Source organism: Microbispora sp. NBRC 16548, from assembly GCF_030268985.1.
Lineage (GTDB): Bacteria > Actinomycetota > Actinomycetes > Streptosporangiales > Streptosporangiaceae > Microbispora > Microbispora catharanthi.
Window position 1 is genome coordinate 521575 of the sequence record NZ_BSSF01000005.1, and the last position, 25009, is coordinate 546583.

Annotated in this window: 24 protein-coding genes and 1 pseudogene; 10 read left to right on the forward strand and 15 right to left on the reverse strand. The window is 71.5% G+C overall.

Annotated elements, in window-relative coordinates:
• Window positions 1-128 precede the first annotated feature (128 nt).
• Window positions 129-311 carry a nuclear transport factor 2 family protein gene (locus QSK36_RS16690; protein ID WP_285783016.1) on the forward strand — a complete coding sequence of 61 codons (183 nt, stop codon included), beginning with the start codon at window positions 129-131 and terminating at the stop codon, window positions 309-311.
• A gap of 18 nt (window positions 312-329) precedes the next feature.
• Here the strand turns inward: QSK36_RS16690 and QSK36_RS16695 are convergent, their stop codons facing one another.
• Entirely contained in the window at window positions 330-971 is a 642-nt protein-coding gene (locus QSK36_RS16695; protein WP_285783017.1) for a TetR/AcrR family transcriptional regulator, read from the reverse strand.
• Between the two features lie 99 nt (window positions 972-1070).
• On the opposite strand from QSK36_RS16695, the gene QSK36_RS16700 reads away from it, so the two are divergent.
• The 3 genes and pseudogenes from QSK36_RS16700 to QSK36_RS43510 all read left to right on the forward strand — a co-directional run.
• Window positions 1071-2045: a quinone oxidoreductase family protein gene (locus tag QSK36_RS16700; protein WP_285783018.1), complete on the forward strand. Its 975-nt coding sequence runs from the start codon at window positions 1071-1073 to the stop codon at window positions 2043-2045.
• 138 nt (window positions 2046-2183) lie between these two features.
• Window positions 2184-2306: a hypothetical protein gene (locus QSK36_RS16705; RefSeq protein WP_285783019.1), complete on the forward strand. Its 123-nt coding sequence runs from the start codon at window positions 2184-2186 to the stop codon at window positions 2304-2306.
• Between the two features lie 94 nt (window positions 2307-2400).
• Window positions 2401-2661: pseudogene (locus QSK36_RS43510) on the forward strand (cellulose binding domain-containing protein); the annotation flags it as partial.
• A gap of 67 nt (window positions 2662-2728) precedes the next feature.
• Here QSK36_RS43510 and QSK36_RS43710 read toward each other — a convergent pair.
• The 5 genes from QSK36_RS43710 to QSK36_RS16730 form a co-directional block, all read right to left on the reverse strand.
• Entirely contained in the window at window positions 2729-3094 is a 366-nt protein-coding gene (locus tag QSK36_RS43710) for a ClpX C4-type zinc finger protein (protein WP_285783020.1), read from the reverse strand.
• Between the two features lie 124 nt (window positions 3095-3218).
• Complete coding sequence (locus QSK36_RS16715; protein ID WP_139576083.1) at window positions 3219-3503, reverse strand: hypothetical protein; 285 nt, start codon at window positions 3501-3503, stop codon at window positions 3219-3221.
• Window positions 3504-3708: 205 nt separating this feature from the next.
• Complete coding sequence (locus QSK36_RS16720) at window positions 3709-5139, reverse strand: MFS transporter (protein ID WP_285783021.1); 1431 nt, start codon at window positions 5137-5139, stop codon at window positions 3709-3711.
• 76 nt (window positions 5140-5215) lie between these two features.
• On the reverse strand, window positions 5216-5701 hold the full coding sequence (locus QSK36_RS16725; protein WP_139576081.1) for a MarR family winged helix-turn-helix transcriptional regulator: 486 nt from the start codon (window positions 5699-5701) through the stop codon (window positions 5216-5218).
• 69 nt (window positions 5702-5770) lie between these two features.
• Window positions 5771-6637: a dihydrodipicolinate synthase family protein gene (locus QSK36_RS16730; RefSeq protein ID WP_285783022.1), complete on the reverse strand. Its 867-nt coding sequence runs from the start codon at window positions 6635-6637 to the stop codon at window positions 5771-5773.
• Window positions 6638-6740: 103 nt separating this feature from the next.
• Here QSK36_RS16730 and QSK36_RS16735 point away from each other — a divergent pair, with 103 nt between their 5' ends.
• The gene (locus QSK36_RS16735; protein WP_285783023.1) at window positions 6741-7640 is read left to right on the forward strand and encodes a LysR family transcriptional regulator; all 900 of its coding nucleotides are present in this window, start codon (window positions 6741-6743) and stop codon (window positions 7638-7640) included.
• A gap of 3 nt (window positions 7641-7643) precedes the next feature.
• Here the strand turns inward: QSK36_RS16735 and QSK36_RS16740 are convergent, their stop codons facing one another.
• Complete coding sequence (locus tag QSK36_RS16740; protein ID WP_285783024.1) at window positions 7644-8666, reverse strand: hypothetical protein; 1023 nt, start codon at window positions 8664-8666, stop codon at window positions 7644-7646.
• Between the two features lie 81 nt (window positions 8667-8747).
• On the reverse strand, window positions 8748-9701 hold the full coding sequence (locus QSK36_RS16745) for a DMT family transporter (RefSeq protein WP_285783025.1): 954 nt from the start codon (window positions 9699-9701) through the stop codon (window positions 8748-8750).
• On the opposite strand from QSK36_RS16745, the gene QSK36_RS16750 reads away from it, so the two are divergent.
• The 5 genes from QSK36_RS16750 (at window position 9700) to QSK36_RS16770 (ending at window position 14388) form a co-directional block, all read left to right on the forward strand.
• Entirely contained in the window at window positions 9700-11115 is a 1416-nt protein-coding gene (locus QSK36_RS16750; RefSeq protein ID WP_285783026.1) for an aminotransferase-like domain-containing protein, read from the forward strand. The genes QSK36_RS16745 and QSK36_RS16750 overlap by 2 nt on opposite strands.
• A gap of 65 nt (window positions 11116-11180) precedes the next feature.
• A complete protein-coding gene (locus QSK36_RS16755; protein ID WP_285783027.1) occupies window positions 11181-11981 on the forward strand; it encodes a hypothetical protein in 801 nt (266 codons plus the stop codon).
• Between the two features lie 205 nt (window positions 11982-12186).
• On the forward strand, window positions 12187-12732 hold the full coding sequence (locus tag QSK36_RS16760; RefSeq protein WP_285783028.1) for a CGNR zinc finger domain-containing protein: 546 nt from the start codon (window positions 12187-12189) through the stop codon (window positions 12730-12732).
• Between the two features lie 38 nt (window positions 12733-12770).
• On the forward strand, window positions 12771-13373 hold the full coding sequence (locus QSK36_RS16765; protein WP_285783029.1) for a GNAT family N-acetyltransferase: 603 nt from the start codon (window positions 12771-12773) through the stop codon (window positions 13371-13373).
• A gap of 142 nt (window positions 13374-13515) precedes the next feature.
• Window positions 13516-14388, forward strand: a complete 873-nt coding sequence (locus QSK36_RS16770) for a 1,4-dihydroxy-2-naphthoate polyprenyltransferase (protein ID WP_285783030.1) — start codon at window positions 13516-13518, stop codon at window positions 14386-14388.
• A gap of 120 nt (window positions 14389-14508) precedes the next feature.
• Here QSK36_RS16770 and QSK36_RS16775 read toward each other — a convergent pair whose 3' ends face one another.
• The 7 genes from QSK36_RS16775 to rpsO all read right to left on the reverse strand — a co-directional run bounded on the left by QSK36_RS16775 (window position 14509) and on the right by rpsO (window position 24821).
• Window positions 14509-15723 carry an FAD-dependent monooxygenase gene (locus QSK36_RS16775; protein WP_285783031.1) on the reverse strand — a complete coding sequence of 405 codons (1215 nt, stop codon included), beginning with the start codon at window positions 15721-15723 and terminating at the stop codon, window positions 14509-14511.
• Window positions 15724-15758: 35 nt separating this feature from the next.
• Window positions 15759-18659: an ATP-binding protein gene (locus QSK36_RS16780; protein ID WP_285783032.1), complete on the reverse strand. Its 2901-nt coding sequence runs from the start codon at window positions 18657-18659 to the stop codon at window positions 15759-15761.
• A gap of 103 nt (window positions 18660-18762) precedes the next feature.
• A complete protein-coding gene (locus QSK36_RS16785; protein WP_285783033.1) occupies window positions 18763-19542 on the reverse strand; it encodes an SDR family NAD(P)-dependent oxidoreductase in 780 nt (259 codons plus the stop codon).
• 196 nt (window positions 19543-19738) lie between these two features.
• Window positions 19739-20476 (reverse strand): 4-hydroxy-tetrahydrodipicolinate reductase, encoded by a 738-nt coding sequence (gene dapB, locus QSK36_RS16790; protein ID WP_285783034.1) that lies wholly within the window; start codon window positions 20474-20476, stop codon window positions 19739-19741.
• A 164-nt stretch (window positions 20477-20640) separates the two neighbouring features.
• Window positions 20641-21951, reverse strand: a complete 1311-nt coding sequence (locus QSK36_RS16795) for a M16 family metallopeptidase (protein ID WP_183535720.1) — start codon at window positions 21949-21951, stop codon at window positions 20641-20643.
• Window positions 21948-24269, reverse strand: a complete 2322-nt coding sequence (locus QSK36_RS16800; protein ID WP_285783035.1) for a polyribonucleotide nucleotidyltransferase — start codon at window positions 24267-24269, stop codon at window positions 21948-21950. The genes QSK36_RS16795 and QSK36_RS16800 overlap by 4 nt, the downstream gene beginning before the upstream one ends.
• Window positions 24270-24551: 282 nt before the next feature.
• A complete protein-coding gene (gene rpsO / locus QSK36_RS16805) occupies window positions 24552-24821 on the reverse strand; it encodes a 30S ribosomal protein S15 (protein ID WP_139576065.1) in 270 nt (89 codons plus the stop codon).
• Between the last annotated feature and the right edge of the window lie 188 nt (window positions 24822-25009).

Genomic DNA, 25009 nt, shown 5'->3' on the forward strand with positions numbered 1-25009 from the left:
TCCATGCTTCCGAGCATGGCTTCATGGCGTCAACGACACAGATATTGCACATCACGCCACCGGCGCGACCACCGTGTCGAGTCCGGCCGAATGCCCTGCGACGAAGCGGTTGTCAGACCGGCACGCACATGGGCCCGCTCCTGCTGCCGGGCGGCCGCGTGGCGGCGGCGACCGGCCGTCGCATAACGGTGTGGGGCAGTTGTGCCTGCGCGGTCGAGAACGGCGAGATCATCACCGATCGGGACTACTACGACCAGCTGGAGCTCTACTCGCAGCTCGGCATCCGCCTCAAACCGCCGCCGGACTCCTGACCGGTGCGGCCTGCCCGGCTACGGCCTCCCGCCGGGCTCGCTCCGCCGATCTCCACTCCACTGGGCCGAGCCCGGGCCGAGCAGGGACGCCGCGAGCGACCGCAGTCCGCGCGCGAGCCGCTCGGACTCACCGTCGAGCAGCAGCCGCGCCACCGGTTCGTTGTGCAGCGAGCCGATGAGGAGGTGGGCGACGAGCGTGGCGTCCAGGTCCGGACGCGCCTGCGCGATCAGCTCCGAGACATGAGCATGCCACCGCCGGTAGACCGGGTTGGCCTCCCGGGGACCGGCCGCGCTTCTCTGCGTGGCCACGGCGTGTTCGTGCGCCGTGATCAGGCCGACGTTTCGCGAGGCGAGAGCCACCATGGCGTCAAGGAAGGCCAGGATCCTCTCGTGCGGCGGCGCCCCCGGACCCAGCGGAGGGGGGCCGGCGGCGATGGCATCGCTCAACTCCTGTGCGCGTTCCTCCATCAGCGCGAGCATCAGCCCGGCCCGGCTGCCGAAACGGTGGAACACCGTTCCCTTGCCCACGCCGGCGGCCGCCGCGACCTGCTCGACCGACACCTCGTCGGGCCGGTGGAGCCGCAGCAGTTCCTCCGCCGCCTGAAGGATCGCGCGCCGATTTCGCGCCGCGTCAGCGCGCTCGCGCCGCTGTTCGCCCACTCGTGCCCTCTCTGTGGACAACTTGACCACCGGTCCATATAGTAGCGGTCGCATTAACTTGACCTGTGGTCCAGTTAACTTCGACAGGAGAAGAAACACATGCGTGCGATCGTGATGCACGAGAGCGGCGGACCCGAGGTCCTTCGGCTGGAAGAGGTCCCCACACCCACCGCGGGCCCCGGGCAGGTGCTCGTACGGACGGAGGCGGTGGGCGTCGGCTACGCCGACACCCTGCTGCGCGGGGGCGCGTTCCCCTTCCCCGCGCCGCTTCCGGCGGTGTTCGGCTTCGAGGCCGCCGGGACGGTCACGGAGGTCGGGGAGGGAGTGGACCCGTCCCTGTCCGGCGCCCGCGCACACGTCATGAACCTGGACGGCGCGAGCGGCGCGTACGCCGAGTACGTGGCGGCGGACGCGGGTGCTCTCACCCTCATTCCCGACGAGGTGACGGCGACGGACGCCGTCGCCGTGGCCGTGCAGGGGGCGTTGGCGCTGGCCCTGCTACGGGCGGCGCGCCTGAACGGAACGGAGAACGTGCTGATCGAAGCGGCGGGAGGCGGCACCGGCGGCTACCTGACCCTGCTCGCCAGGGAGTCGGGCGCGGGCCGGGTGATCGGGACGGCGGCCAGCGAGGCCAAGCGGCTCAGGGCACGGGCCTTGGGCGCCGACCACGTGCTCGACCACTCGGACCCGGACTGGCCCGACGGGGTACGCGACGCTCTCGACGGCGGGACGGTGGACGTGGTCTTCGAATCCCTCGGCGGCGCCTCGGCCGGGCGACTGCTGGACGCGCTCACGCCCGGCAGCGGCCGGATCATGTTCTACGGCGTCCTCAACGGCGCGCCCGGCATCGCTCCCATGGACCTCCTGCAGCGCGGGCTGACCCTCGTGGGCTGCGGCGGCATGGACGCCTGGGCTCAGGGGGTGCTGGCCGCCCGCGCGGGGGTGCTGGGCATGGTCGCCGAGGGTCGCCTCCTCCCGCAGGTCGACACCGTGCTCCCACTCGCGGAAGCCGCGAAGGCACACCGGCGCATGGAGGACAGGGCCGCCATGGGCAAGATCGTGCTCGTGCCCTGACCGGGAGTCCGACGCAACCGGGGTGTAGAGGACGAGCAGCGGCTGCCCGCCGGTCTACCGACCGATGAGCTCGCGCTGCTGCTCGGAGGTGATCGGCATCAGCCACAGACCCACCCCCTCCTGTCCGGGCAGGCCGATGTGCAGGAAGCGGTAGCCACCCGCCACGTGGTCGTGCAGGGCGGCGAAGCCGAGGACGTCGCGATGGAGGTGGACGGCCTGCTCAAACTGCGGGCCACCTTCCAGTTCCCCCTGGCGACCTAAGGGACCGTCGGAGCCGGTCGCGGTGACGGTCTACAACGACGTGCTGCCCACCTCGCCGTCCCCGTCGGCGCCGCCCATCCCGCCCTCCTGCCACGTGAACTACACCTCCACGTCCTGGCAGGGCGGCATGAGCACCTCCATCGCGGTCACCAACACCGGTTTGTGGACCATTCCCGGCTGGCACCTGGCGTTCGCCTTCCCCTCGGGCGGCCAGCACGTGACCTCCGGCTGGCCGGCCCAGTGGACCCAGAGCGGGAGCAGTGTGGACGCCCAGGGCTACGAGTGGAACAAGGACCTCGCTCCCGGGCAGACCGTGTACATCGGCTTCACCGGCACGAACACCGGAACGAATCCGGCACCGGCGGCTTCAGCGTCAACGGCGCCAGCTGCACCTGAATCTCGAGGACACGACCGGCCCCGCGTCACTCCTCGCCGGAGAACCTCTCCCAGGCGGACTGCCGGGTCATGCCGAGCGCGGCGCCGATCCTGGCCCAGGTGGCGCCCCGGTCACGCGCCCGCTGCACCCAGATCCGCAGGTTGTCCTCGACCTGCGCGCCCACCTTGGCGACGCGCGGAAGGAGCTCCAGGATCTGCTCGACGGTCATGCTCTCGGTGTAGGAGATCTCCGGAGTGCCGGCGGACTCCGCCGCCAGGATCTCGGCGCAGAGCCCGACACACTCGTTGCAGATGTAGACGCCGGGACCGGCGATCACCTTGGTCACGTCGTTCTTGGACTTCGAGCAGAACGAGCAGCGGATGTCCTGTTCCGCCAGAGAAGGTGCCGGCATGTCGCCTCCAAGGGGATGTCCTGTCAGGCTGTTCCTGACGCTCGACCCAAGGCTAAGGCCGTCAGGGGCAGCCTGACAATGGATCATCCGGAAAGCGATGTTTCCCGCGCCCTCGTCCCCCGGCTCAGCTCTTGGGGCCGAAGGCGTGCGGGACTTCTCCCTTGCGTCCGCAGCGCGGGCAGGGCCGGTATCGCCCGGACCACCAGGTGGCCTTGAGCGTGCCGCTCCCCTTGCACTTGGGGCATCTGGACAGGTAGTTGCGTACATAGTCGGAGACGAGCCAGATGCCGAAGAAGGCCCCGGCGAGGACGAGAAGAGTCTGGGAATCCACCATGGCTCCGTAGTCGGGGGACAGACCGGCGACGAACGCGTCGCCGTACGGAAGCCGGTCGCGCGGGGGCGCGGTCACCGTCACTCACCGGCCGGGCGAGGCAGTGCGTGAGGCGGGCGCGGTTCGTCACCCGCACCGCGGGTGCGCGCATGGCCTGCGAGGGAACGCGCATCGCTGCCTCCGTGAACACTGGTCGCACGGGAGAGGACGCCACACGGCCCCCGGCCGGTGACAGCCGGGGGCCGTTTCGTTGGAGTCACAGGGCCCTGGGGGGCGGCAGCCCTCAGACTCGCTCGGGCTGAAGCTCCGCCGCCTGCTCCACACCCACTCGGGGCCGTCGCAGGACGACGTACGCGGCCACGAGGGCGCTGACCAGCAGAACGAGGGAGACCGTGAAGGCCAGCCGGTAGCCACCGGTCAGCGCGACCGCCTCGCTCGCCCCGCCCGCCAGCAGCCCCTCCGTGCGGGAGGCGGCCAGCGTGGACAGCAGCGCGACGCCGACGGCCATCCCGACCTGCTGGGTCGTGTTGAAGAACCCCGAGACCAGGCCCGCGTCGTCGGAACGGGCCCCGGACATGCCGAGCGCGGTCAGCGCCGGAAGCACCAGGCCCCCGCCCATGATGAGCACCATCACGGGGAGCAGGTCGGTCACGTAGCGGGCGTCGACAGGGACGCGGGTGAGCCAGGCCATCGCGCCGATCAGGAGCACCAGGCCACCCAGCAGCACGGCACGCGCGCCGAAGCGGGTGCTCAGCCGCGGGGACACGAACAGCGACACCCCCGCGATGGCCAGCGCCGCCGGGAGCATGGCCAGGCCGGTGTCGAGCGCGCCGTACCGGAGCACCTGCTGCATGAACAGCGCCACCATGATCTGGAAGGCGAACATCGCGCCCAGCGTCAGGACCTGCACCAGGTTGGCCCCGGCGACGGCGCGCGAGCGGAGGATCCGCAGCGGCATGAGCGGGGTCCGGGCGGTCGCCTGGCGGACGAGGAACGCGGCCAGCAGCACGAGCGCAACCGCGCCGAACCACAGGGAGCGCAGGCCATACCGCTCGATCTGGACCACGGCGTAGATGCCCAGCATGAGACCGGCCGTGACCAGCAGGGCGCCGACGGCGTCCGCGCCCGCCGACAGCCCGAGCCCCTTCTCGGCGGGCAGCGCCCGGACCGCCAGCGCGATCGTGACCACGCCGATCGGCACGTTGACGAGGAAGATGTAGTTCCAGCCCAGCGCGTCGGTGAGGACTCCGCCGAGCACCTGGCCCAGCGACGCCCCGGCGGCGCCGGTGAAGCTGAAGACACCGATGGCCTTCGCCCGCTCCCCCGCGTCCGTGAAGGTCGTCACCAGGATGCCGAGCACGACCGCCGAGGCCATGGCGCTGCCGACGCCTTGGAGGAACCGGGCGCCGATCAGCGTCCCCGGCCCGGTGGCGGCTCCGGCCAGCAGGGAGGCGGCGGCGAAGACGGCGTTGCCCGCCAGGAACATGGCCCGGCGGCCGATCAGGTCGCCCAGCCGGCCCGCCAGCAGGAGCAGTCCGCCATACGCGATGAGATAGGCGTTCACGGTCCAGCTCAGTTCGGCGGGCGCGAAGCCGAGATCCCGCTGGATGGCGGGCATGGCCACGGTCACGATGCTGCCGTCGAGCACCGTCATCAGCATCGTGGCGGACAGCACGCCAAGCACGAGCCACCGGGATCGGGATATACGCGACATGAGTCGCCTCCTGTTCATGAGGAACAGGAAAAACCGTAGCAGATAGTTTCGTTATAGACGATCCCTTACGGACCGATCATCCGCGATGACGCGCCCGCCTGACCGGCTGCGGCGCCTCCACCGCCGTGGCCAGATGCCCCGTGACCAGCCGGTTGAGCGCGCGTACGAGCACCTCCGCCTCCTCCTCCGGCAGCGATCCGAGGGCGGCCCGGTGGACGCCGTCGACGACCTCCTGGCTCCGCTTCGCCACCTGCGCGCCCTTCTCCGTGACCGCGACGATCCGGGCGCGCCGGTCGGTGCTGGACGGGCGGCGCTCGGCGAGACCGGCCTTCTCCAGAGCGTCGAGAGTGACGACCATCGTGGTCTTGTCCATGTCGCCGAGCTCGGCGAGCTGGATCTGCGTGCGCTCCTCCTGCAGCGCGTGGACGAGCACGCAGTGCATGCGCGCCGTCAGGCCGATCTCGGCGAGGGCCGCCGCCATCTGCGTTCGCAGCACGTGGCTGGTGTGGTCGAGCAGGAAGGACAGGTCGGGCTCGTTACGCGAGGGTGCCATGGCGGTCATGCGTCCAGGCTATCAATTCGTCCGCTTGTGGATTATCTCCAAGAGTCCTGCTGGCGTCGCCTCCGGCGGTCACAGTGTCCGCAGGGCGGCCTCGATCGACGCCTGACTCGCCGGGACGAGCGGGAGCCGTACGGCGGCGGTGGGAATGCGGCCCTGCGCGTGCAGGACGCCCTTCAGGACGGTCGGATTGGGCTCGGCGAACATGGCCGCCGACATGAGCGACAGCCGGTGACCGAGGGCTCGGGCGTGCTCGACCTCTCCGGCCCGCCACGCCTGGAAGAGCTCGGCGAACTCGCCGGTGCGCAGGTGGGCGGAGGCGAGGATGCCGCCGGCGGCGCCCAGGGCGAGCAGCGCGGACAGGAACGGGTCGTCCCCGGCGAGCACCGCGAAGTCCGCCGGCGGGTCGGCGAGCAGGGCGACCGTGTCGAGGTCGACGCCGCCGACCGCGTGCTTGACCCCGGCCACCATGGGCAACTCGCCCAGCCGGCGCAGCGTGGCCGCGCCCACCGACTGCCCCGTTCGGTAGGGGATGTTGTAGACGACCAGCGGCACCGGGGTCTGCTCGGCCAGCGCGGTGAAGTGGGCGAGCACGCCGGCCTCGGACGGGCGGACGAACGCCGGAACCGTCACCAGCGCCGCGTCCGCCTCCCCCTTGAGGGCGCGCAGCGCCTCGGCCGTGCTCCGCGTGTCGGCCGACCCCGCGCCGACGGTGAGCGTGGCGCCCCGTTCGCGGCAGATCCGGCCGCAGATCTCGATCACCGCGCGCCGTTCCTCCTCGGCCAGCGTGGCGACCTCCGCGGTGGTGCCGAGCGCGACGAGCCCGGACGCGCCGTCGTCGAGCACGCCGTGGGCCAGGTCTTCGAGCGCTTCGAACGCGATCTCGCCGTCCTCGGCGAACGGGGTGATCAGCGGGACATGGATGCCGGAAAGAGTCATACCGCGATCCTTCCGGCGAGCGACCATGTAGGTCCAGTTCGCCTTTCTGTCGAAACCGATAAGCTGAACTGATGCTCGATGCCCGCAGACTCCCCCTGCGCTGATGCTCGATGTCCGCAGGCTCCGCCTGCTCCGTGAGCTCGCCTACCGTGGCACGATCGCGGCCGTGGCCGAGGCGCTGACGTTCACCCCCTCGGCCGTCTCCCAGCAGCTCGCCGCGCTGGAACGCGAAGCGGGGGTCGCCCTGCTGGAGCGCACCGGACGCCGGGTCGTGCTCACCCCCGCCGGCGTGGCGCTGGTGCGGCACGCGGAGGCCGTCCTCGAACGACTGGAGCAGGCCGCGGCGGAACTCGCCGCGGCCAGGACCGACCTGTCCGGCACCAACCTGGCCGGGACCGTGCGGATCGGTGCCTTTCCCACGGCGACCCGCGCGATCCTCCCCTCGGCCCTGGCGGCGCTCGCCCGCGGCCACCCGGGCCTGGACCCGATGGTGGACGAGGTCGACCCGGCCGAGGTCGCGCCGCGCCTGCGCGCCGGTGAGCTCGATGTCGCCCTGGTCCACGAGTACGACTTCGTCCCGGCCGAGCCCGACCTCGCCCTGGACGCCGTCCCCCTCCTCGACGAACCCATGTACCTGGCCACCGTGCACACCGTGAGCGGTGAGGGGGACGCGGCCACGCTCCTCACCTGCCGGGACGCGCCGTGGATCGCCTCCACCCCCGGCACGCTCTGCCACGCGATGACCGTGCGCGCCTGCCAGGCGGCCGGTTTCTCCCCTCGCGTACGCCACCACATCGACGACTTCGCCACGGTCCTGGCGATGGTCGCCGTCGGGCAGGGCGTGGCGCTCGTGCCGGAGCTGGGCACCGCCGACCCGCCAGAAGGCGTCACGCTGACCGCGCTGTCGATGCGCCGCCGCACCCGTGTCGCCTTCCGCCGGGGCGCCGGCGGTCACCCCGCCGTCGTCGCGCTGATCGCGGCCCTGCGTTCCGCCGTCCGATAGGGCTCAGAACACCGGGATGATGTCCTCCGGGTCGATGACGTCGACATCCACACCGTCGATGTCGAGTTCCGGGATCGCGGGGAACTCGATCCCCCACCGCTCGACGATCGCGCGTACGCGGGCCATCGCCAGCCGCCAGTTGTCGGCCTGCTCCTCGTACGACAGCACGCCGAGGCCGCCCTCCCGCGCGTGGTCCATCAGCACGCGGTGGTTGTGCAGGAAGTACGGCGGGAGCTCCCAGAAGCCCTCGGGCGGCTCCCACAGGATCATCGACAGGAACACGAACCCGGCGCGCAGCTGCCGCGTGATCAGGCCGCGTACGTCGTCGGTGAGCCCGGGCCACTCGTTCTCCAGGATCGTCATGCAGATCTGGAGGTGCCGCGACTCGTCCCGGCCGATCTTGTGGAACATGTCCGAGAACAGGGGGTGCTCGGTGCCGGAGGCCATCCCGCGAAACAGCGTCGAGGCCGCCATCTCCCCCATCATGAAGCTCGTGAACAGCACGGCGAGCGAGTACTTGCCCACGGCCGCGTTGTAGCCGTTCCAGTAGCGCCCGCCGTTGTGGTAAAGCCAGCCGATGTTGTTGTGCGCCGCCCGCTCCAGGTCGGTGGAGGGCTGCCAGTCGAGCGGGCCGCCGGGCCACAGCCGGGCGATCGCGCGCTGGCAGCACTCCTCGTGGTTCATCTCGTCACGGGTTATCGAGAAGAAGCACTTGCGTACGGGATCCTCCTCGTGCTTCTCGAACGCCTGGATGGTGGCGCGGGCGAAGACGGCCGGGCCCGAGGCGTCGAAGTTGGCCAGCACGGAGAACCAGTACATGATCCCCAGCCGCTGCTCGGCGGTGAACTCGCCGGGGTCGAGCAGGTTCCACGGCAGGTCGGCGGGGTTCCAGACCATCCGCTTGGACTTCTCGTAGATCGCCGCGAGCTTCTCGGTCTCCACCCGCCACTCCATCGGGTAGATGTTGGGCTGCGGGATCTCGGGCGCCGGCCAGAAACCACCCTCAGGAACCACGACGTCCGACATCGCCTCACCATCCCGCGTGCGTGTGACCCGCCTCACCTTGTAACACTGTCAGCCTCATCCTGCGCCGTGCCGTCACACCAATCAAGTGCCCACACCGCGCCGCCCGCGGCTGGCTTGCGTGACCGCCACGCACACGAGCACGGCCAGGGCCGCCGCGATCGTCGCGACGCCGATCTCCTCGTGCAGCAGCAGCCAGGCCCACACCAGCGTGATCAGCGGCTGGGCGAGCTGGATCTGCCCGGCACGGGCGATCCCGCCCATGGCGAGCCCGGCATACCACGGGATGAACCCGAGGAACATCGACACCAGCCCCACGTACGCGAACCCGGCAAGCGACTCGGCCGACGGCTCCATGCGCGTGGTGATCGCCAGCACCGCCGTCACGGGCACGGTGAGCGGGGCCGCGAGCACCAGGGCGTACGAGATGACGCGCCAGCCGGGGGTCTCCCGCGCGAGGCGTCCGCCCTCGGTGTAGCCGACGGCGGCCGACAGCAGGGCGAGCACGAGCAGCACGTCGGCCCCGGCGAAGCGGCCGGTCCCCCGGGTCAGCGTGAACACGGTGATCGACAGCGCGCCGGCCGCACAGGCCACCCAGAACAGGGGTTTCGGCCGCTCCCCCGCCCTCAGCACGGCGAACGCGGCCGTGGCGGCCGGGAGCAGGCCGATGACGACGGCGGAGTGGGCCGTGCTCGCGCCGCCGTCCAGGGCCAGGCCGCTGAACAGCGGGAAGCCGAGGACCACGCCCAGGGCGATCATCACGTACGACCGCAGGTGGGCGCGGGGCGGCAGGAGCGGCGCCCCGGCGGCCTTCAGGCAGATCACCGCGGCGAGTGCCGCGAGCGCGGCGCGCCCGATCGCGACGAGGTACGGATCGAACCCCCGCATCGCGAACACGGTCGCGGGAAACGACCCCGAGAACGACAGGACGCCCGCGCCCGCCAGGAGGCTGCCCCGCCATGCCAGGCGGCGAGGGGTATTCGCGGCGGGGGCGTCCGCTATCGGAAGGACGTCAATAGCGCTATCGTCAGCTTTCATGCATGACGATAGCAGTATCGTCCGCCTCGCCGCGATGCTCCGGGAGGAGACGGAACGGTCGCGGCCGGGCGAACGGCTGCCGTCCAGCAGGGAGATCATGCGCCGCCACGGCGTGGGCCCGGTGACGGTCTCGCGGGCGATCGCGCAGCTCGCGGCGGAGGGCCGGGTCGTCACCCGTCCCGGCGCGGGCGTGTTCGTGGCCCCGGCCCGGCGGCCGGTCGCGGAGGCGCCCGACCTGTCGTGGCAGACCGTGGCCCTGGGCGACCGGGTGGTGGACGACTCGGCGACGGCGAGCCTGCTGGCCCAGCCCCCCGACGGCGTCGTGCCGCTCACGGGCGGCTATCTCAACCCCGAGCTGCGCCCGGTCAAGGCGCTGGCCGCGGCGGCCGCGAGAGCCGTACGCCGGCCTGAGGCGTGGAGCATGCCGCCGCTGAACGGCCTGCCGGAGCTGCGCCGGTGGTTCGCCACGGAGGTCGGCGGCGCGGTGACGCAGAACGACGTGCTCGTGGTGAGCGGCGGACAGTCGGCGCTCACTCTCGCGTTCCGCGCGCTGGCGGCTCCCGGCTCGCCGATCCTCGTCGAGACCCCCACCTACCCGGGCGCGCTCGCGGCGGCCAAGGCGGCCGGACTACGCGCGAGCGCGGTGCCGCTCGACAAGGACGGCGTGCGGCCCGACCTCCTGGCGGAGGCGTTCGCGATGACGGGGGCGCGGGTGTTCTACTGCCAGCCGACGCTGCACAACCCCACCGGGGCGACGCTGACCCGCGAGCGCAGGGAGCAGGTGCTCGCCGTGGCCCGGGCGGCGGGGGCGTTCGTGATCGAGGACGACTACGCGCGATATCTGGCCACAGGACCGGTCCCGCCGCCCATGGTGACCATGGACGCCCACGGCACGGTGGTCCACATCCTGTCGCTGAGCAAGATCACCTCGCCCAGTCTGCGAGTGGCGGGCCTGACCGCGCGGGGCCCGGCCGCGCACCGGCTGCGGGCCTGCCAGGTGGTGGAGTCGTTCTTCGTCGCCCGTCCCCTGCAGGAGACGGCCGTGGAGTTCGTGGGCTCCACCGCCTGGCGGCGTCACCTCGGCACCGTCCGGCAGGAGATCGGCGTGCGGCAGGCCACGCTGCTGGCCGGGCTCGCCCGCCACGCGCCCGCCGCCGAGGTGCACCTGGCGCCTCCCGGTGGCCTGCACGTCTGGGTACGGCTGCCGCCCGGCACCGACGAGGCGGAGGTGGTCGAGGCGGCGCAGGCACGGGGCGTACTGGTGAGCCCGGGGCGCATCTACTACCCCGCCGAGCCCCCGGGACCGCGGCTGCGGCTGACCCACACGGCCGCGACCGGCCTGCCCGAGCTCGAAGAGGGCATCCGCCGCCTCGCCCCGGTCCTGTCCCGCGAGCCACATCAGTCCCACTGGTGAACCTTCGCCCCGGCTGAGTCGTCTTTTCTCTGTCGCCCTTCAAACCCCCTCACAGAGGAGACACCGTGCGCGTCCGCTCCCTGTTGATCGCGTTATGCGCCGTGCTCGCGTCAGCCGGCCTGCTCGTCTTCCCGTTCGCCGCCGAGGCCGCCCCCACCGGGACTTCCTCCGCCTCGGCCGGCTGCTACCACCAGGTCGGGGACCACTGGGAATGCGTCACGCCCGGCGCCTTCTGCCCGGCGGCGGCGCACGGCAGGAACGGAACCTCGGAGGACGGCGACTCCTACCGGTGTGTGCAGGACGGCTCCTACTGGCGGTGGAAGCCGGTCGGCTCCTCCGGCGGCGCGACACAGGAGCCGACGGCCAAGCCGACCCCGAAACCGACCCCGAAACCGACCCCGAAACCCACGCCGACCGCGAAGGCGGCGGGGTCGAAGTGCTCCCAGAAGTACCTGCCGCTGCCGGACCCGAAGTGCCAGCCGGGGACGCGTAACCCCGCCGTCACCCAGGAGACGATCAAGTCCACGATCTGCACCCCCGGCTACAGCAGGAAGGTCGCGCCTCCGGCGAGCTACGCCAACGCGCTGCGCGTCAAGCAGATCGCCCAGTACGGCTACGCAGACAGGAAGCCGTCGCACTACAAGGAGGACCACCTCATCCCGCTGTCCCTGGGCGGGTCGCCCAAGAGCGCGAAGAACCTGTGGCCCCAGCCGGTTCTGGCGGGCAAGGGCAAGACCCCGGCCGACAAGGACGCGGTCGAGCTCACGCTGTGGAGGGCCGTGTGCCACGGCGAGGTGCCGCTCGCCAAGGCGCAGCAGGCTATCGCCAAGAACTGGCGGACCGCGGTGCGACGGCTCGGACTCTAGATCCCTGGGTCGTCGGCGCCCCCGCCCGCCGGCGCTCCTCCGACAGGCGCTCGCGGCGCTCCTTGTTTCGCGATGCCAGATAGGCCAGGTAGCCGACACGCATGGAATCCTCCTCGGAATAGCCGACACCAGTGAAACGCTTGCGATGGTGTTGGTATTTCGCGACCTCCGACTGTCGTACAGTGGTCACGAGGGGTGATCGATCATGACGGGCCCGGCGGAGCTGCTCCGCGACTTCGTGAACACCTACGACGTCGAGGGAGACGCCGACGAGCTGGCCTCGCCGGCCGAACTGTCCGTCTGGCTGCGCGAACGCGGACTGATCGGCGACGACGACCGCGCCGCCGACGAGGACCTCGCGGTGGCGACCCAGCTGCGCGAAGGACTGCGGGCCGCGCTGCGCGGCAACCACGACGGAGGTCCGTACGAGGTTCCGGACGGGCTGGACGCGGCGCTGGCGGGACTGCCGGTCCGCGTGACGCTCTCGGCGGGGACGCCGGCGCTCGAGCCCGTGAGGTCCGGAGTGGCGGGCGGGCTCACGCGGCTCGCGGCGCTGATCCCGGCCGCCCACGCCGACGGCACCTGGCCACGGCTGAAGGTCTGCGCCGAGAGCACCTGTCAATGGGCGTTCATCGACTCCTCGAAAAACCGGTCTCGCTCCTGGTGCTCCATGCGCGTCTGCGGAAACCGCACAAAAACCCGGGCATATCGGGCACGACGCCAGGCGGAAGGTACGCCGAGGCCCTCCTGACCAGTACGGTGTTACAGGCTAAGAAAGGAGCCCGCCGAATGGGTGTTAGAGCTGCCCGCCTCGAGGACATCGACGCGGTGACCAGCACCCAGATCCGGGCGTGGAAGGCGGTTTATCGCGACTTCCTGCCACCGATCCCGTTGGAGCAGATGACCGGGCCGGCGGCGGAGAAGATGTGGCGCCGCCAGTGGGAGGAGGCGATCCTCTCGCCGCCCACGCCCCGTCACCGTCTGCTCGTCGCCGTCGAGCGGGTGGTGCCCGACACCGACGCGTTCACCGCGCTCGGCCCTGGCGGCATCCTGGCGACCGCGGCGCAGCGTGCCTCCGACCGGGTCGTGGGGCTGGCGTCGCACGGACCCGCCGAGGACCCCGATCTGCACCCGGCCACCACGGCCGAGTTGATGACGTTGCTCGTCGATCCCAACCACATCAGGCGCGGACACGGCAGCAGGCTGCTCAACGCCACCGTCGACCACCTGCGCGAGGACGGCTACAACACGGTCGTCACCTGGGTCTTCGCCGACAACCATCCGATGATCGGCTTCCTTGAGTCGGCCGGCTGGGGCGAGGACGAGGCCGAGCGCGTTCTCGACATGGGCCGCCCGATCAGGATGATCCGCCTCACCACCGACATCAGCTGAGTGACCTCCCTTTCCGCCCGTCCGTACGGCTTCCGCCCCCGGCGGCGTCGCCTCCGCCAACCCCGCTGTCACGACTTGACAGGGGATTGGCCAAACTAGGTACGCCTTTACCGGCTACGCACAGGTAGGAAAAGGGAGTCACGTGGCCACCCCAGCTCAATGGTTAGCGGGCGCACGCCCCCGTACGCTGCCCGCCGCCGTCGTCCCGGTCGCCGTCGGCACCGGCGCCGCCGTCGCGGAGGACGGCGCGGTCTGGTGGCGAGCCCTGCTCGCGCTGTTCGTCGCGCTGGCGCTGCAGATCGGGGTCAACTACGCCAACGACTACAGCGACGGCGTGAAGGGCACCGACAAGGACCGCGTGGGGCCCCTGCGGCTGGTCGGCTCGGGCGTCGCGGCCCCGAAGCAGGTGCTCACCGCCGCCCTCGGCTGCTTCCTCGCCGCCGCGGTCGCCGGGCTCGTCCTGGTGGTCGCCACCCGCGCGTGGTGGCTGCTGCTCGTCGGCCTCGCCTCCATCCTGGCGGCCTGGTTCTACACGGGAGGCTCCCGCCCGTACGGCTACCGCGCGCTCGGGGAGATCTCGGTCTTCGTGTTCTTCGGCGTCGTGGCCGTCGCCGGGACGACGTACGTCCAGGTGGAGCGGCTGACCTGGCTCTCGCTGGCCGCGGCCGTGCCCGTGGGCCTGCTCGCCTGCGCGCTTCTCATGGTCAACAACCTCCGCGACATCGTGACCGACGGCCCCTCCGGCAAGCGCACGCTGGCCGTGGTGCTGGGTGACAGCCGCACGCGCCTGGCCTACTCGGCGACCCTGGTGCTGCCCTTCGTGTTCGCGCTCGCCCTGGTGCCGGTGCGGCCCTTCGCCGCGCTGACTGTGCTGGCGCTCCCCCTCGTGGTGGCCCCGATCAGGACGGTCCGCTCGGGGGCGACCGGTCCCGCGCTCATCGCGACGCTCCAGCAGACCGGCCGCCTGCAACTGGTCTTCGGCGCCCTGTTCACCCTCGGCCTGGCCCTGTTCTGACCGCGCCCGCATCTGGGAATCCGACCGCGCGACCGCCGGACGCGCAGGGCTTCCTTCTCCACGGCCGGGGCGATGACAGCCGGGGCGAGGAGCCGCTCGGCATGTTCGCCGAGGCAGACGTCACCGTCGAGCTGCGCTGACTTCGGCGTAGTCGCGGAGGGCGATGTTCTCGGCGGTCTTGCGGGCGATCTTGGTGGGTATGTTCCTTCCCGGTAGGTAGGGCATGATCTTGTAGTAGCGGTTGAGGGCCGAGGCCAGGAATCGGCTGCCGGGGACCATGAGCTTGGCCACGCCGTCGCCCATCTTCTGGCAGCCCTCCGCATACTCGCGCATCTCCCGCTCGTAGGCGGCGAACGCGACGCGGTGGTCGCCGCGCGCGGCGGCCAGTTCGCCCGCCAGGACGTACGCGCCGGCCAGGGCGAGGCCGGACCCCATCCCGGACAGGGAGGACGGGCAGTAGGCGGCGTCGCCTACCAGAGCCACCCGCCCTCGGGTCCAGGAGTCCATGCGGACCTGGCCGACCGAGTCGAAGTAGAAGTCCGGCGCGACGCGCATCTCCCGCAGCAGCCGATCGCTCTGCCAGCCGTTGCCGGCGAACTGGTCGGCGAGGACGGCCTGCTGCCGGGCCACGTCGCGGCGGTCCAGGTCCAGGATCGGCGAGCCGAAGTAGAAGACGGCCTTGGCCTCGGTGTTGCGGCGCGCGCTGTACATCGCCACCAGCTTGTTGGCGGTGCGGTAGACGTGGCCGGTGTGGTCGAGACCGAGGTGGTTGGCGGTGGTGAAGATCGCGCAGTAGAGGCCCAGGTGCCTGACGTAGTCCTCCTCGGGTCCGAAGGCCAGGCGGCGGGTAATGGAATGCAGGCCGTCGGCGCCGACGACCAGGTCGAACCGGCGCGGCGCGCCACGTTCGAAGGTGACCGTCACCCCGTGGGCGTCTTCGGTGAGCGAGGTGATCGAGTCGCCGAAGACATACTCGGTGTGCTCCTTGGTGGCGTCGTAGAGGATGCGGGCCAGGTCGCCGCGGAGGATCTCGACGTCTCCGGCGAACAGGTCGGCGGGCATCTTGGCCAGCGGCTTGCCGGCGCTGTTGACGTACGACATGGAGCCCATGCCGGTGCTGGCGCGTTCGATGTCGTCCAGGATGCCCATCCGGCGCAGGATCGACAGGTGCGCCTCACCCCGGAAGTCGACGGCGTAGCCGCCGTCGCGCAGCGCGGGTGCACGCTCCACGATGGTGGGGGTGAAGCCGTGGCGGTGGAGCCAGTAGGCGAGGGCGGGGCCGGCGACGGAGGCACCGGAGATCAGCACGCTGCGGTTCGTCATTGCGTTGTCCATGGCCGAGAGCCTGCCGGTGAGGGCTCACCGCAGGCTCACCGCCGACTCACCGCCTCCGTGAGGGCATCGGAAAGGGCACCGGGAAGTCCCAGCTGGCGCAGCGCGTCCGGGGCCGCGACGCCGCCGGCCCCCACGGCCTCGGCGGCCTCCCGGTAGCGCGTCTGGGCCGTCGGGTGGTCGCCGCGCGCTTCGGCGACGCGGCCGAGCCCGGCGAGCGCGCGCACCCGGTTGCCGAGGCTTCTGATCCAGTGTGGGTCGATCCGCTCCAGAGCCTCGGCGTACAGCCGTTCCGCCTCGTCCAGGCCGCCCTCCCCCAGGGCGATGTCGCCGAGTCCCCGCAGGGCCGCGCCCAGACAGGTGGTGCTCCCCGCGCCGCGGGCCAGATCGGCGGCTCTCGCGTAGTCGGCGCGGGCCCCCTCCGCGTCGCCGGCGGCGACGAGGTAGTCGCCCCGGTTGACCAGCAGGTCGGCGGAGTCCTCCAGGGCGCCGAGCCGGCCGGTCAGGGTGAGGGCCTCGTCGGTCAGCGCGATCGCGCGCGCGTGGTCGCCACGCCCGCCCGCCAGCCCGGCGAGCATGTCCAGAGTCAGTGCGGCGCCCCATCGGTCGCCGAGAACGCGGAACTCCTCGGCGGCCGCGCCGAAGTCACGCTCCGCCGGTGCGACGTCCCTCGCGCCCAGGGCGCCGAAGCCCGACACGAATCGGACGACCGCCCGCACCCACGGCTCGGGGCTGTCGTGCTGGGCCGACAGGAGGGTGAACGCGGCCTGCGCGTCGCTTTCGCCGACGTTCCGCATCATCCACGGCAGCAGGGCCGCCGGGTAGCGGCCCGGCCGGTCGCCCGACCACGCGGCGGCCAGGGCCCTGTCCGCCGCCGCGCGGTGGCGGAGCCAGGTCGCGCGGTCGAACGCGCCCAGCAGCACGCACGTCGCGTACTCCTCGCCGAGGCCGTCCGGAGGCGTGTCACCGAGCGCGCCGAGCAGCCCGATCGCGTACGGCGCGACCACGGCGGACGCGCCCCGGATCCACAGGTAGGCCGAGGCCGCGGCGAGCAGTTCCAGCGCCGTCGCGATCTCCCGGGCCTCGACCGCCCAGCGCACCGCCGCCAGCAGGTTCTCGTGCTCGGCGACGAGGAGCGGCAGCCATTCCAGCTGCTCCGCCCGCCGCAGGTGCGGATCGGCGGTCCGCACCAGCTCCAGGACGTGCCGGGCGTGGGCGCGCAGCGCCGTCTCGCGGTCGCCCGCCTCGTCGAGCCGCTCGGCGCCGTAGGCGCGGATCGTCTCCAGCATCCGATAACGGCCGCGGGAGACCTCCAGGAGCGACTTGTCGGCGAGCGACTCCAGCGTCTCGGCGTCCGTTCCGCACACCTGCCGCGCCGACTCCGCCGTCGCGCCTCCCGCGAAGACGGTGAACCGCCGGGCGGCTCGCCGCTCGGGTTCGGTCAGCATGTCCCAGCTCCACGCGACCACCGAACGCAGCGTCCGGTGCCGGCCGTCGGCCGGGCGGCTGCCGCGGGACGCGATCGCGAGCCGGTCGTTCAGCCGCCCCTCGAGTTCGCCGAGGTCCAGCGAACGCAGCCGCGCAGCCGCGAGTTCGACGGCCAGCGGCAGGTCGTCCAGAGCCGCGCAGACTCGCCGTACGCGCCGGGGGTCGGCGGCGAACCCCCGTCGCACGGCGCGGGCCCGGTCGGTGAACAGCCGCACCGCCGCGTCGCCGTCGAGCGGACGCACCTGGTAGAGGTGCTCGCCGATGACACCCAGCGGCTCACGGCTGGTGGCCAGGACCCGCAGCCGGGGGCAGGCCGCCAGCAGCCGCGCCGCCAGCGCGGCCGCCTCCTCGACCACGTGCTCGCAGTTGTCCAGCACGAGCAGGAGCACCCGGTGGGACAGCGCCGCGATCAGGCGGTCGACCGGCGTCCGCGGGCCGTCCCCCACCTGCAGCCCGCTCTCGCGCAGGCCGAGCGCGCCGAGCACCGCCCGCGCCGGCCCGGCCCCGTCGCCCGGCGTGGCCAGAGCGGCCAACTCCACGAAGCACACCTCGTCGGCCGCCGCCCCGGCCACCTCGGCCGACAGCCGGGTCTTCCCGACACCGCCGGGGCCGAGCAACGTCACCAGCCGGGCCACCCGAAGCAGGCCGGCGACCTCGGCCACCTCCTCGTCGCGGCCGACGAAGGAGGTCAGCGGGGCGGGCGGCGCGGCCGGCGACGGCGAAGGATCGACGCTCAGCAACTCGCGGTGCAGCGCGACCAGCTCGGGCGAAGGATCTGCGCCCAGCTCCTCTGCCAGGTGGAGCCTGGTCTCCTCGAACACGACCAGCGCCTCGGCCTGCCCGCCCTCGGCGGACAGCGCGCGCATCAGCAATCCGGCCAGCCGTTCCCTGAGCGGGTGGCGGCCGACCAGCTCGCGCAGCTCCGCGATGGCGGCGCGATGCTCGCCGAGCCGCAGCTCGCCCTCGATCCGGTCTTCCAGGGCCGCCAGCCGCAGCTCCTCCAGCCGCATCGCGGCGGCCTGTGCCGTCTCGCTCTCGGTGAGCTCGGCCAGCGCGGGTCCGCGCCACAGGTCCAGCGCCTCGCGCAGCAGCGTCACCGCTCGTTCCACCTCGCCGTCGCGCAACGCCATCCGGCCCTGCCCGGCCTGCCGCTCGAACCGGCAGGCGTCGACGTCGTCGTCCGTGACGACGATGCGGTATCCCGCGCCGCTCCGCTCGATCGCGGCCGCCGGCCCCAGCGCGGTGCGCAGCCGGGACACCTGCGACTGCAGCGCGTGCGCCGACAGCGCGCCGTAGGGATCGATCTCCTCGATCAGCCGGTCGGACGGCACGACCTGACCGGGGCGGATCAGCAGCAGCGCCAGCAGCGCGCGCCGCGCCGGTCCGCCCAGGGGGACCTCGGTCCCGTCGTCGCGCCACACCCGGGTCTCGCCGAGGATTCCGAACCGCATGCCCGTGATTATCCCGCGATATCCCCCGGCGGCCCGCCGGCGATCACAGGGAAGATCACAGGGAAGATCGCAGAGGAGATCACAGTAGAGATCACGGTGGAGATCATGCGGGGACGATCGGCCCCAGGTAGGTCCCGCCCGACACGTCGACGGTCTGCCCGGTCACCCACCGTCCGCGTGGTCCCGCCAGGAACCCGACCACGTCCGCGACGTCCTCCGGCTCGCCGAGCCGCCCCAGCGCGACCATCGCCTCCAGCCCCGCCACCACCTCGGGCATCGAGGTGTAGCCGCTGGTCATGTCGGTCCAGACCGCGCCGGGCGCGACCGTGTTCACGGTGATACCGCGCCTGCCCAGCTCGTTGGCCAGCGTCGGGGCCATCGACTCCAGCGCCGCCTTGCTGATGGTGTAACCGATCTGAATGGTGACCGCGAACCGGCTGGCCGTCGAGCCCATGTTGATGATCCGGCCGCCGTCGTTCAGCAGCGGCAGTGCCCGCTGAATCACGAAGAACGGCGTGCTCACATTGATCGCCAGCAGCCTGCCGAACTCCTCCTCGGTGACCTGCGCGATAGGGCTGGTGGAAGCGATGCCCGCGTTGTTGACCAGGATGTCCAGGCCGTCCACGCCGTGTTCCGCCAACCCGGCGGTCAGCCCCTCGAACAGCCTGTCCACCGCGCCGTCCTCACCGAACCGGGCCCGTACGGCGAACGCCCGGCCACCCGCGTCCAGGATCCGCGCCACGGTCTCCTTGGCCGCGTCCTCGTTGCCGCCGTAGTGGACGCAGACCAGAGCCCCCTCGTCGGCCAGCCGCAACGCGACCGCGCGCCCGATCCCCCGCGACCCACCCGTCACCAGCGCCGTCTTGCCGCTCAGCTCGCCCATCGTCGTGTTCCCTCTCTGAGGCCGGTCCCCGGTGGATCCGGCGATGGCCTAACACTGACGAGGACCGCTCACCGTTCCCTCACCGCCGGCTCACCGGGCCGCCGTCGACCGGCGCCGAGCCGGTCGTCCGCGGAACGACGAGAGGCCGCCCGGCACTGTCCGGAACGACGTCCGGGCCGGGCGGCGGGCGCGACTACTACAGGTCGAGAAGGCGCTCCAGGCCCACGGTGAGGCCGTCGAGCCCCTGCACGCGGCGTACGCCCAGCAGGACGCCCGGCGTGAACGACGCCCGGTTCATCGTGTCGTGCCGGATCGTGAGGGTCTCCCCCTCGCCGCCCAGGATGACCTCCTGGTGGGCGATCAGCCCGGCGAGCCGTACGGCGTGCACGTGGACACCGTCGACGTCCGCGCCCCTGGCGCCGTCGAGCGCGGTGGTGGTCGCGTCGGGAGAGGGGCCGAGACCCGCCTCGCGCCGCGCCCGCGCCACCAGTTCCGCCGTACGGCGGGCGGTGCCTGAGGGGGCGTCGGCCTTGTGCGGGTGGTGCAGTTCGACGATCTCGACCGACTCGAAGTGCTTGGCCGCCTGCGCGGCGAAGTGCATCATCAGCACGGCCGCGATGCCGAAGTTGGGGGCGATGAGCGAGTTCGTGCCGGGGTTGGCGGCCAGCCAGCCCCGCACGGTCTCCAGCCGTCCGGCGTCGAAACCGGTCGTGCCCACGACCGTGTGGATGCCGTGGGAGACGCACCACTCGAGGTTGCCCATGACGATGTCGGGGTGGGTGAAGTCCACCACCACCTCGGCCCCGGTCAGCGCGTCGAGCGGATCGCCCTTGTCGACCTCCGCCACGAGCTCCAGGTCATCGGCCGCCGCGACGGCCTTGCACACTTCCACACCCACGCGCCCGCGGGCGCCCAGAACACCGACCTTAATCACGCGCCCAAGGCTATACGTGACGGTGGGAGGCGGGACGGCGAGGAGCGGACCGACGCGCCCGGGTCCCGTGCGGCGGGAGGCGCCGCCTCAGGCGAGAGCCGTAGGGGAGGAACGACGAGGCCGCGCCGGTGCGGAAGAGCACCGGCGCGGCCTCCAACGGCACGTCAGGCGATGGCGGAGCCGAAGTCCTTGTCGGTGTAGGGACCGATCACCGCGAGCGTCAGCGGCCGCTTGAGGATGTCCTCCGCGACCGCGGTGATCTCCTCGGGGGTGACCGCCTCGATCCGCCCGAGCACCTCGTCGACCGTCATGAGCCGCTCGTACACGAGCTCGCTCTTGCCGATCCTGGACATGCGCGAGCCGGTGTCCTCCAGGCCGAGCACCAGTCCGCCGCGCATCTGGCCCTTGCCGCGGGCGATCTCCTCGGCGCTGATCCCCTCGGCCACGACCCTGGCCACCTCGTCACGGCAGATCTTCAGCACGTCGTCCACCTTCGAGGGCAGGCAGCCCACGTAGATGCCGAACTGGCCGGTGTCGGCGTACTGCGAGGTGTAGCTGTAGGCGCTGTAGGCCAGGCCGCGCTTCTCCCGGATCTCCTGGAACAGGCGCGACGACATGCCGCCGCCAAGCGCGGCGTTCAGGACGCCGAGGGCGAAGCGCCGGTCGTCGTTGCGGTGGAAGGCGGTCATGCCGAGGACCAGGTTGGCCTGCTCGGTGGGCCGGTCGAGCACCCGGACACCGGTCCTGACGTCCACGCCGGGGCCGCCGATGCGCGGGGACGCGGGCGCGGCGGAGCCGCCCAGCGCGCCCGCCCGCTCGTACGCCGCCGCGACCAGTGCGACCACCCGCTCGTGGTCGATGTTGCCCGCCACCGAGACGACCGTGCGGGGCGGGACGTAGAACCGCTGGTAGTACTCGCGGATGCGGTCACGGGTGAGCGCGTTGATCGACTCCTCGTTGCCGAGGATCGGGCGGCCGATCGGCGTGTCGCCGTACAGCTCGGCGGAGAACTGCTCGTGCACCACGTCGGAGGGGTCGTCGTCGTGCATGGCGATCTCCTCCAGGATCACGCCGCGCTCCGACTCCACGTCCTCCTCGGTGATCAGCGAGGAGGTCACCACGTCGGCGAGCACGTCGATCGCCAGCGGCAGGTCCTCGTCGAGCACCCGGGCGTAGTAGCAGGTGTACTCCTTGGCGGTGAACGCGTTGATCTCACCGCCGATGCCCTCGATGGACGCCGAGATCTCCATGGCGTCGCGCGTGGGCGTGCCCTTGAAGAGCAGGTGCTCCAGGAAGTGGGTGGCCCCCGTGTGCTCGGGGGCCTCGTCGCGCGACCCGATGCCCACCCAGAGGCCGACCGCCACACTGCGCACGGTCGGCATCGTCTCGGTCACGACCCGCAGGCCGCCGGGGAGGACGGTGCGGCGGATGACCCCCGCACCGTCCTTGCCCGGGAACAGTGTCTCGGTCGTCACGAGTTGCGCTCGTCCCGACCGCCACGGGTGCGGCTGCGGCTGCGCCGCGGCGTTCGCGGCTGCTCCTCATCCGCCGGTGCGGCGGCGGCCTCCGCCGGAGCGGGCGCGGCCTCGCCGTTCTCGTCCGCGGCGGCCTTCTCGGCGGCCTCCTTCTCGACCACCTCGACCGGGACCAGCGAGAGCTTGCCACGCGAGTCGATCTCGGCGATCTCCACCTGGATCTTCTCGCCGACGTTCATGACGTCCTCGACGTTCTCGATCCGGCGGCCGCCGTGCAGCTTGCGGATCTGCGAGACGTGCAGCAGGCCGTCCTTGCCCGGCAGCAGCGAGACGAACGCGCCGAAGGCGGCGATCTTGACGACCGTGCCCAGGTAACGCTCGCCGACCTCCGGCATGTGCGGGTTCGCGATGCCGTTGATCAGCGTACGGGCGGCCTCGGCGGACGGGCCGTCGGTGGCGCCGATGTAGATCGTGCCGTCGTCCTCGATGGTGATCTCGGCGCCCGTGTCGTCCTGGATCTGGTTGATCATCTTGCCCTTCGGGCCGATGACCTCGCCGATCTTGTCTACCGGGACCTTGATCGTGATGATGCGCGGCGCGGTCGGGTTCATCTCCGCCGGGGAGTCGATCGCCTCCTGCATCACGTCGAGGATCGCCAGCCGGGCGCCCCTCGCCTGCTTCAGCGCGGCGGCCAGCACGCTGGCCGGGATGCCGTCCAGCTTGGTGTCCAGCTGCAGCGCGGTGATGACGTCCTTGGTGCCGGCGACCTTGAAGTCCATGTCGCCCATGGCGTCCTCGGCGCCGAGGATGTCGGTCAGCGTGACGTAGGTGTCACCCTCACCGATGAGGCCCATCGCGATGCCGGCGACCATCTCCTTGAGCGGGACGCCCGCGTCGAGCAGGGCCATCGTGGAGGCGCAGACCGACCCCATGGAGGTCGAGCCGTTCGATCCGAGCGCCTCCGACACCTGGCGGATGGCGTACGGGAACTCCTCGCGCGACGGCAGCACGGGGATCAGCGCCCGCTCGGCCAGCGCGCCGTGGCCGATCTCGCGGCGCTTCGGCGAACCGACGCGGCCCGTCTCGCCCGTGGAGTACGGCGGGAAGTTGTAGTTGTGCATGTAGCGCTTGGTCCGCTCGGGATTGAGCGTGTCGATCATCTGCTCCATGCGCAGCATGTTCAGCGTCGTGATGCCGAGGATCTGCGTCTCACCCCGCTCGAACAGGGCCGACCCGTGCACCCGCGGCACCACGTGGACCTCGGCGTTGAGCTGCCGGATGTCCTTCGGCCCACGGCCGTCGATGCGGACGCCCTCGCTGATGACGCGCTCGCGCATCAGCTTCTTGGTGAGCGACCGGAACGCGGCGCCGATCTCCTTCTCACGGCCCTCGAAGTCGGGCAGCAGCTTCTCCGCCGCCAGCATCTTGACCCGCTCGATCTCCAGCTCGCGCTCCTGCTTGCCCGCGATCGTCAGCGCCGAGGCGAGCTCGCTCTTCACGGCGGCGGTCACGGCCTCCAGGGCGTCGTCCTGGTAGTCGAGGAAGATCGGGTACTCGGCGGTCGGCTTGGCGGCGACCTCGGCCAGCTTCGACTGGGCCTCGCAGAGCACCTTGATGAACGGCTTGGCGGCCTCCAGGCCCTGGGCCACGGCCTCCTCGGTCGGGGCGACCGCGCCATCGGCGACCAGCTTGAGCGTGTCGCGGGTCGACTCGGCCTCGACCATCATGATCGCGACGTCGCCGTCGGCCAGGACGCGCCCGGCGACGACCATGTCGAACGTGGCGCGCTCCAGGTCGGTGTGGGTCGGGAACGCCACCCACTGGCCGTCGATCAGCGCGACGCGCACGCCGCCGATCGGGCCGGAGAACGGCAGCCCGGCGAGCTGCGTGGACATGCTCGCGGCGTTGATCGCGATCACGTCGTACAGGTGCTCGGGGTGCAGGGCCATGACCGTCGCGACGATCTGGATCTCGTTGCGCAGGCCCTTCACGAACGACGGGCGCAGCGGCCGGTCGATGAGACGGCAGGTGAGGATCGCATCCTCGGACGGCCTGCCCTCCCGGCGGAAGAACGAGCCGGGGATGCGGCCGGCCGCGTACATCCGCTCTTCGACGTCGACCGTCAGCGGGAAGAAGTCCAGGTTCTCCTTGGGATGCTTGGACGCGGTGGTCGCGGACAGGATCATCGTCTCGTCGTCCAGGTAGGCGACGGCGCTGCCCGCCGCCTGCCGGGCCAGCCGCCCGGTCTCGAACCTGATCGTGCGCGTGCCGAAGGGACCGTTGTCGATAACGGCCTCTGTGCTGTGGACACCCTCCACGGGGGACCTCCTCTTCGGGTCGGTCTCCCGCGTCCTGCGTCGCCGGGCTCCCCGTTCAGGTGCAGTGCCGGTCTTCGATCGAAGCGCCCGGTCCGTCCGCACGGCTGTCGCCGTGCCGACCGGGGGCCACTACCGAGGACCGGCCCTCTCACGCCGCGGGATCGCGCTGCGGCTTGCTTGCGGACGCGGGGCACTTGGTCTCGGCTATTCGGTTGTTGTGCTCAGGCCATTGTGGCCGGTTATGGAAAAGGAGCGGCGAAGAATCGCCGCTCCTTCCTCACCTTATCGGCGAAGGCCCAGCCGCTCAATGAGGGAGCGGTAGCGGGTGATGTCCTTGGCCTGCAGGTACTTCAGCAGCCGGCGACGGCGGCCCACCAGCAGGAGCAGACCACGACGGCTGTGGTGGTCGTGCTTGTGCGTCTTCAGGTGCTCGGTGAGGTCGCTGATCCGCTTGCTCAGAAGCGCGATCTGGACCTCCGGCGACCCGGTGTCACCCTCGGTGGTGCCGTACTCGCTGATGATGGACTTGGTGGTAGCGGCGTCAAGCGACACTGCTTCTCCGTTCTGGTGAAATGGCACGCGCAACGGTTCCCATCCCGCGAACGACCGTGCGTGCCTACAGTCGCCGTGACAGGACAGCCGGGTGGCTCACACCACCTGAGCATGGCTGACATACAACCCTACCAGCTCGTCGGACACATCCAGTCACGACGCGCCACGCAGCAGGTTCAGGAGCCGCT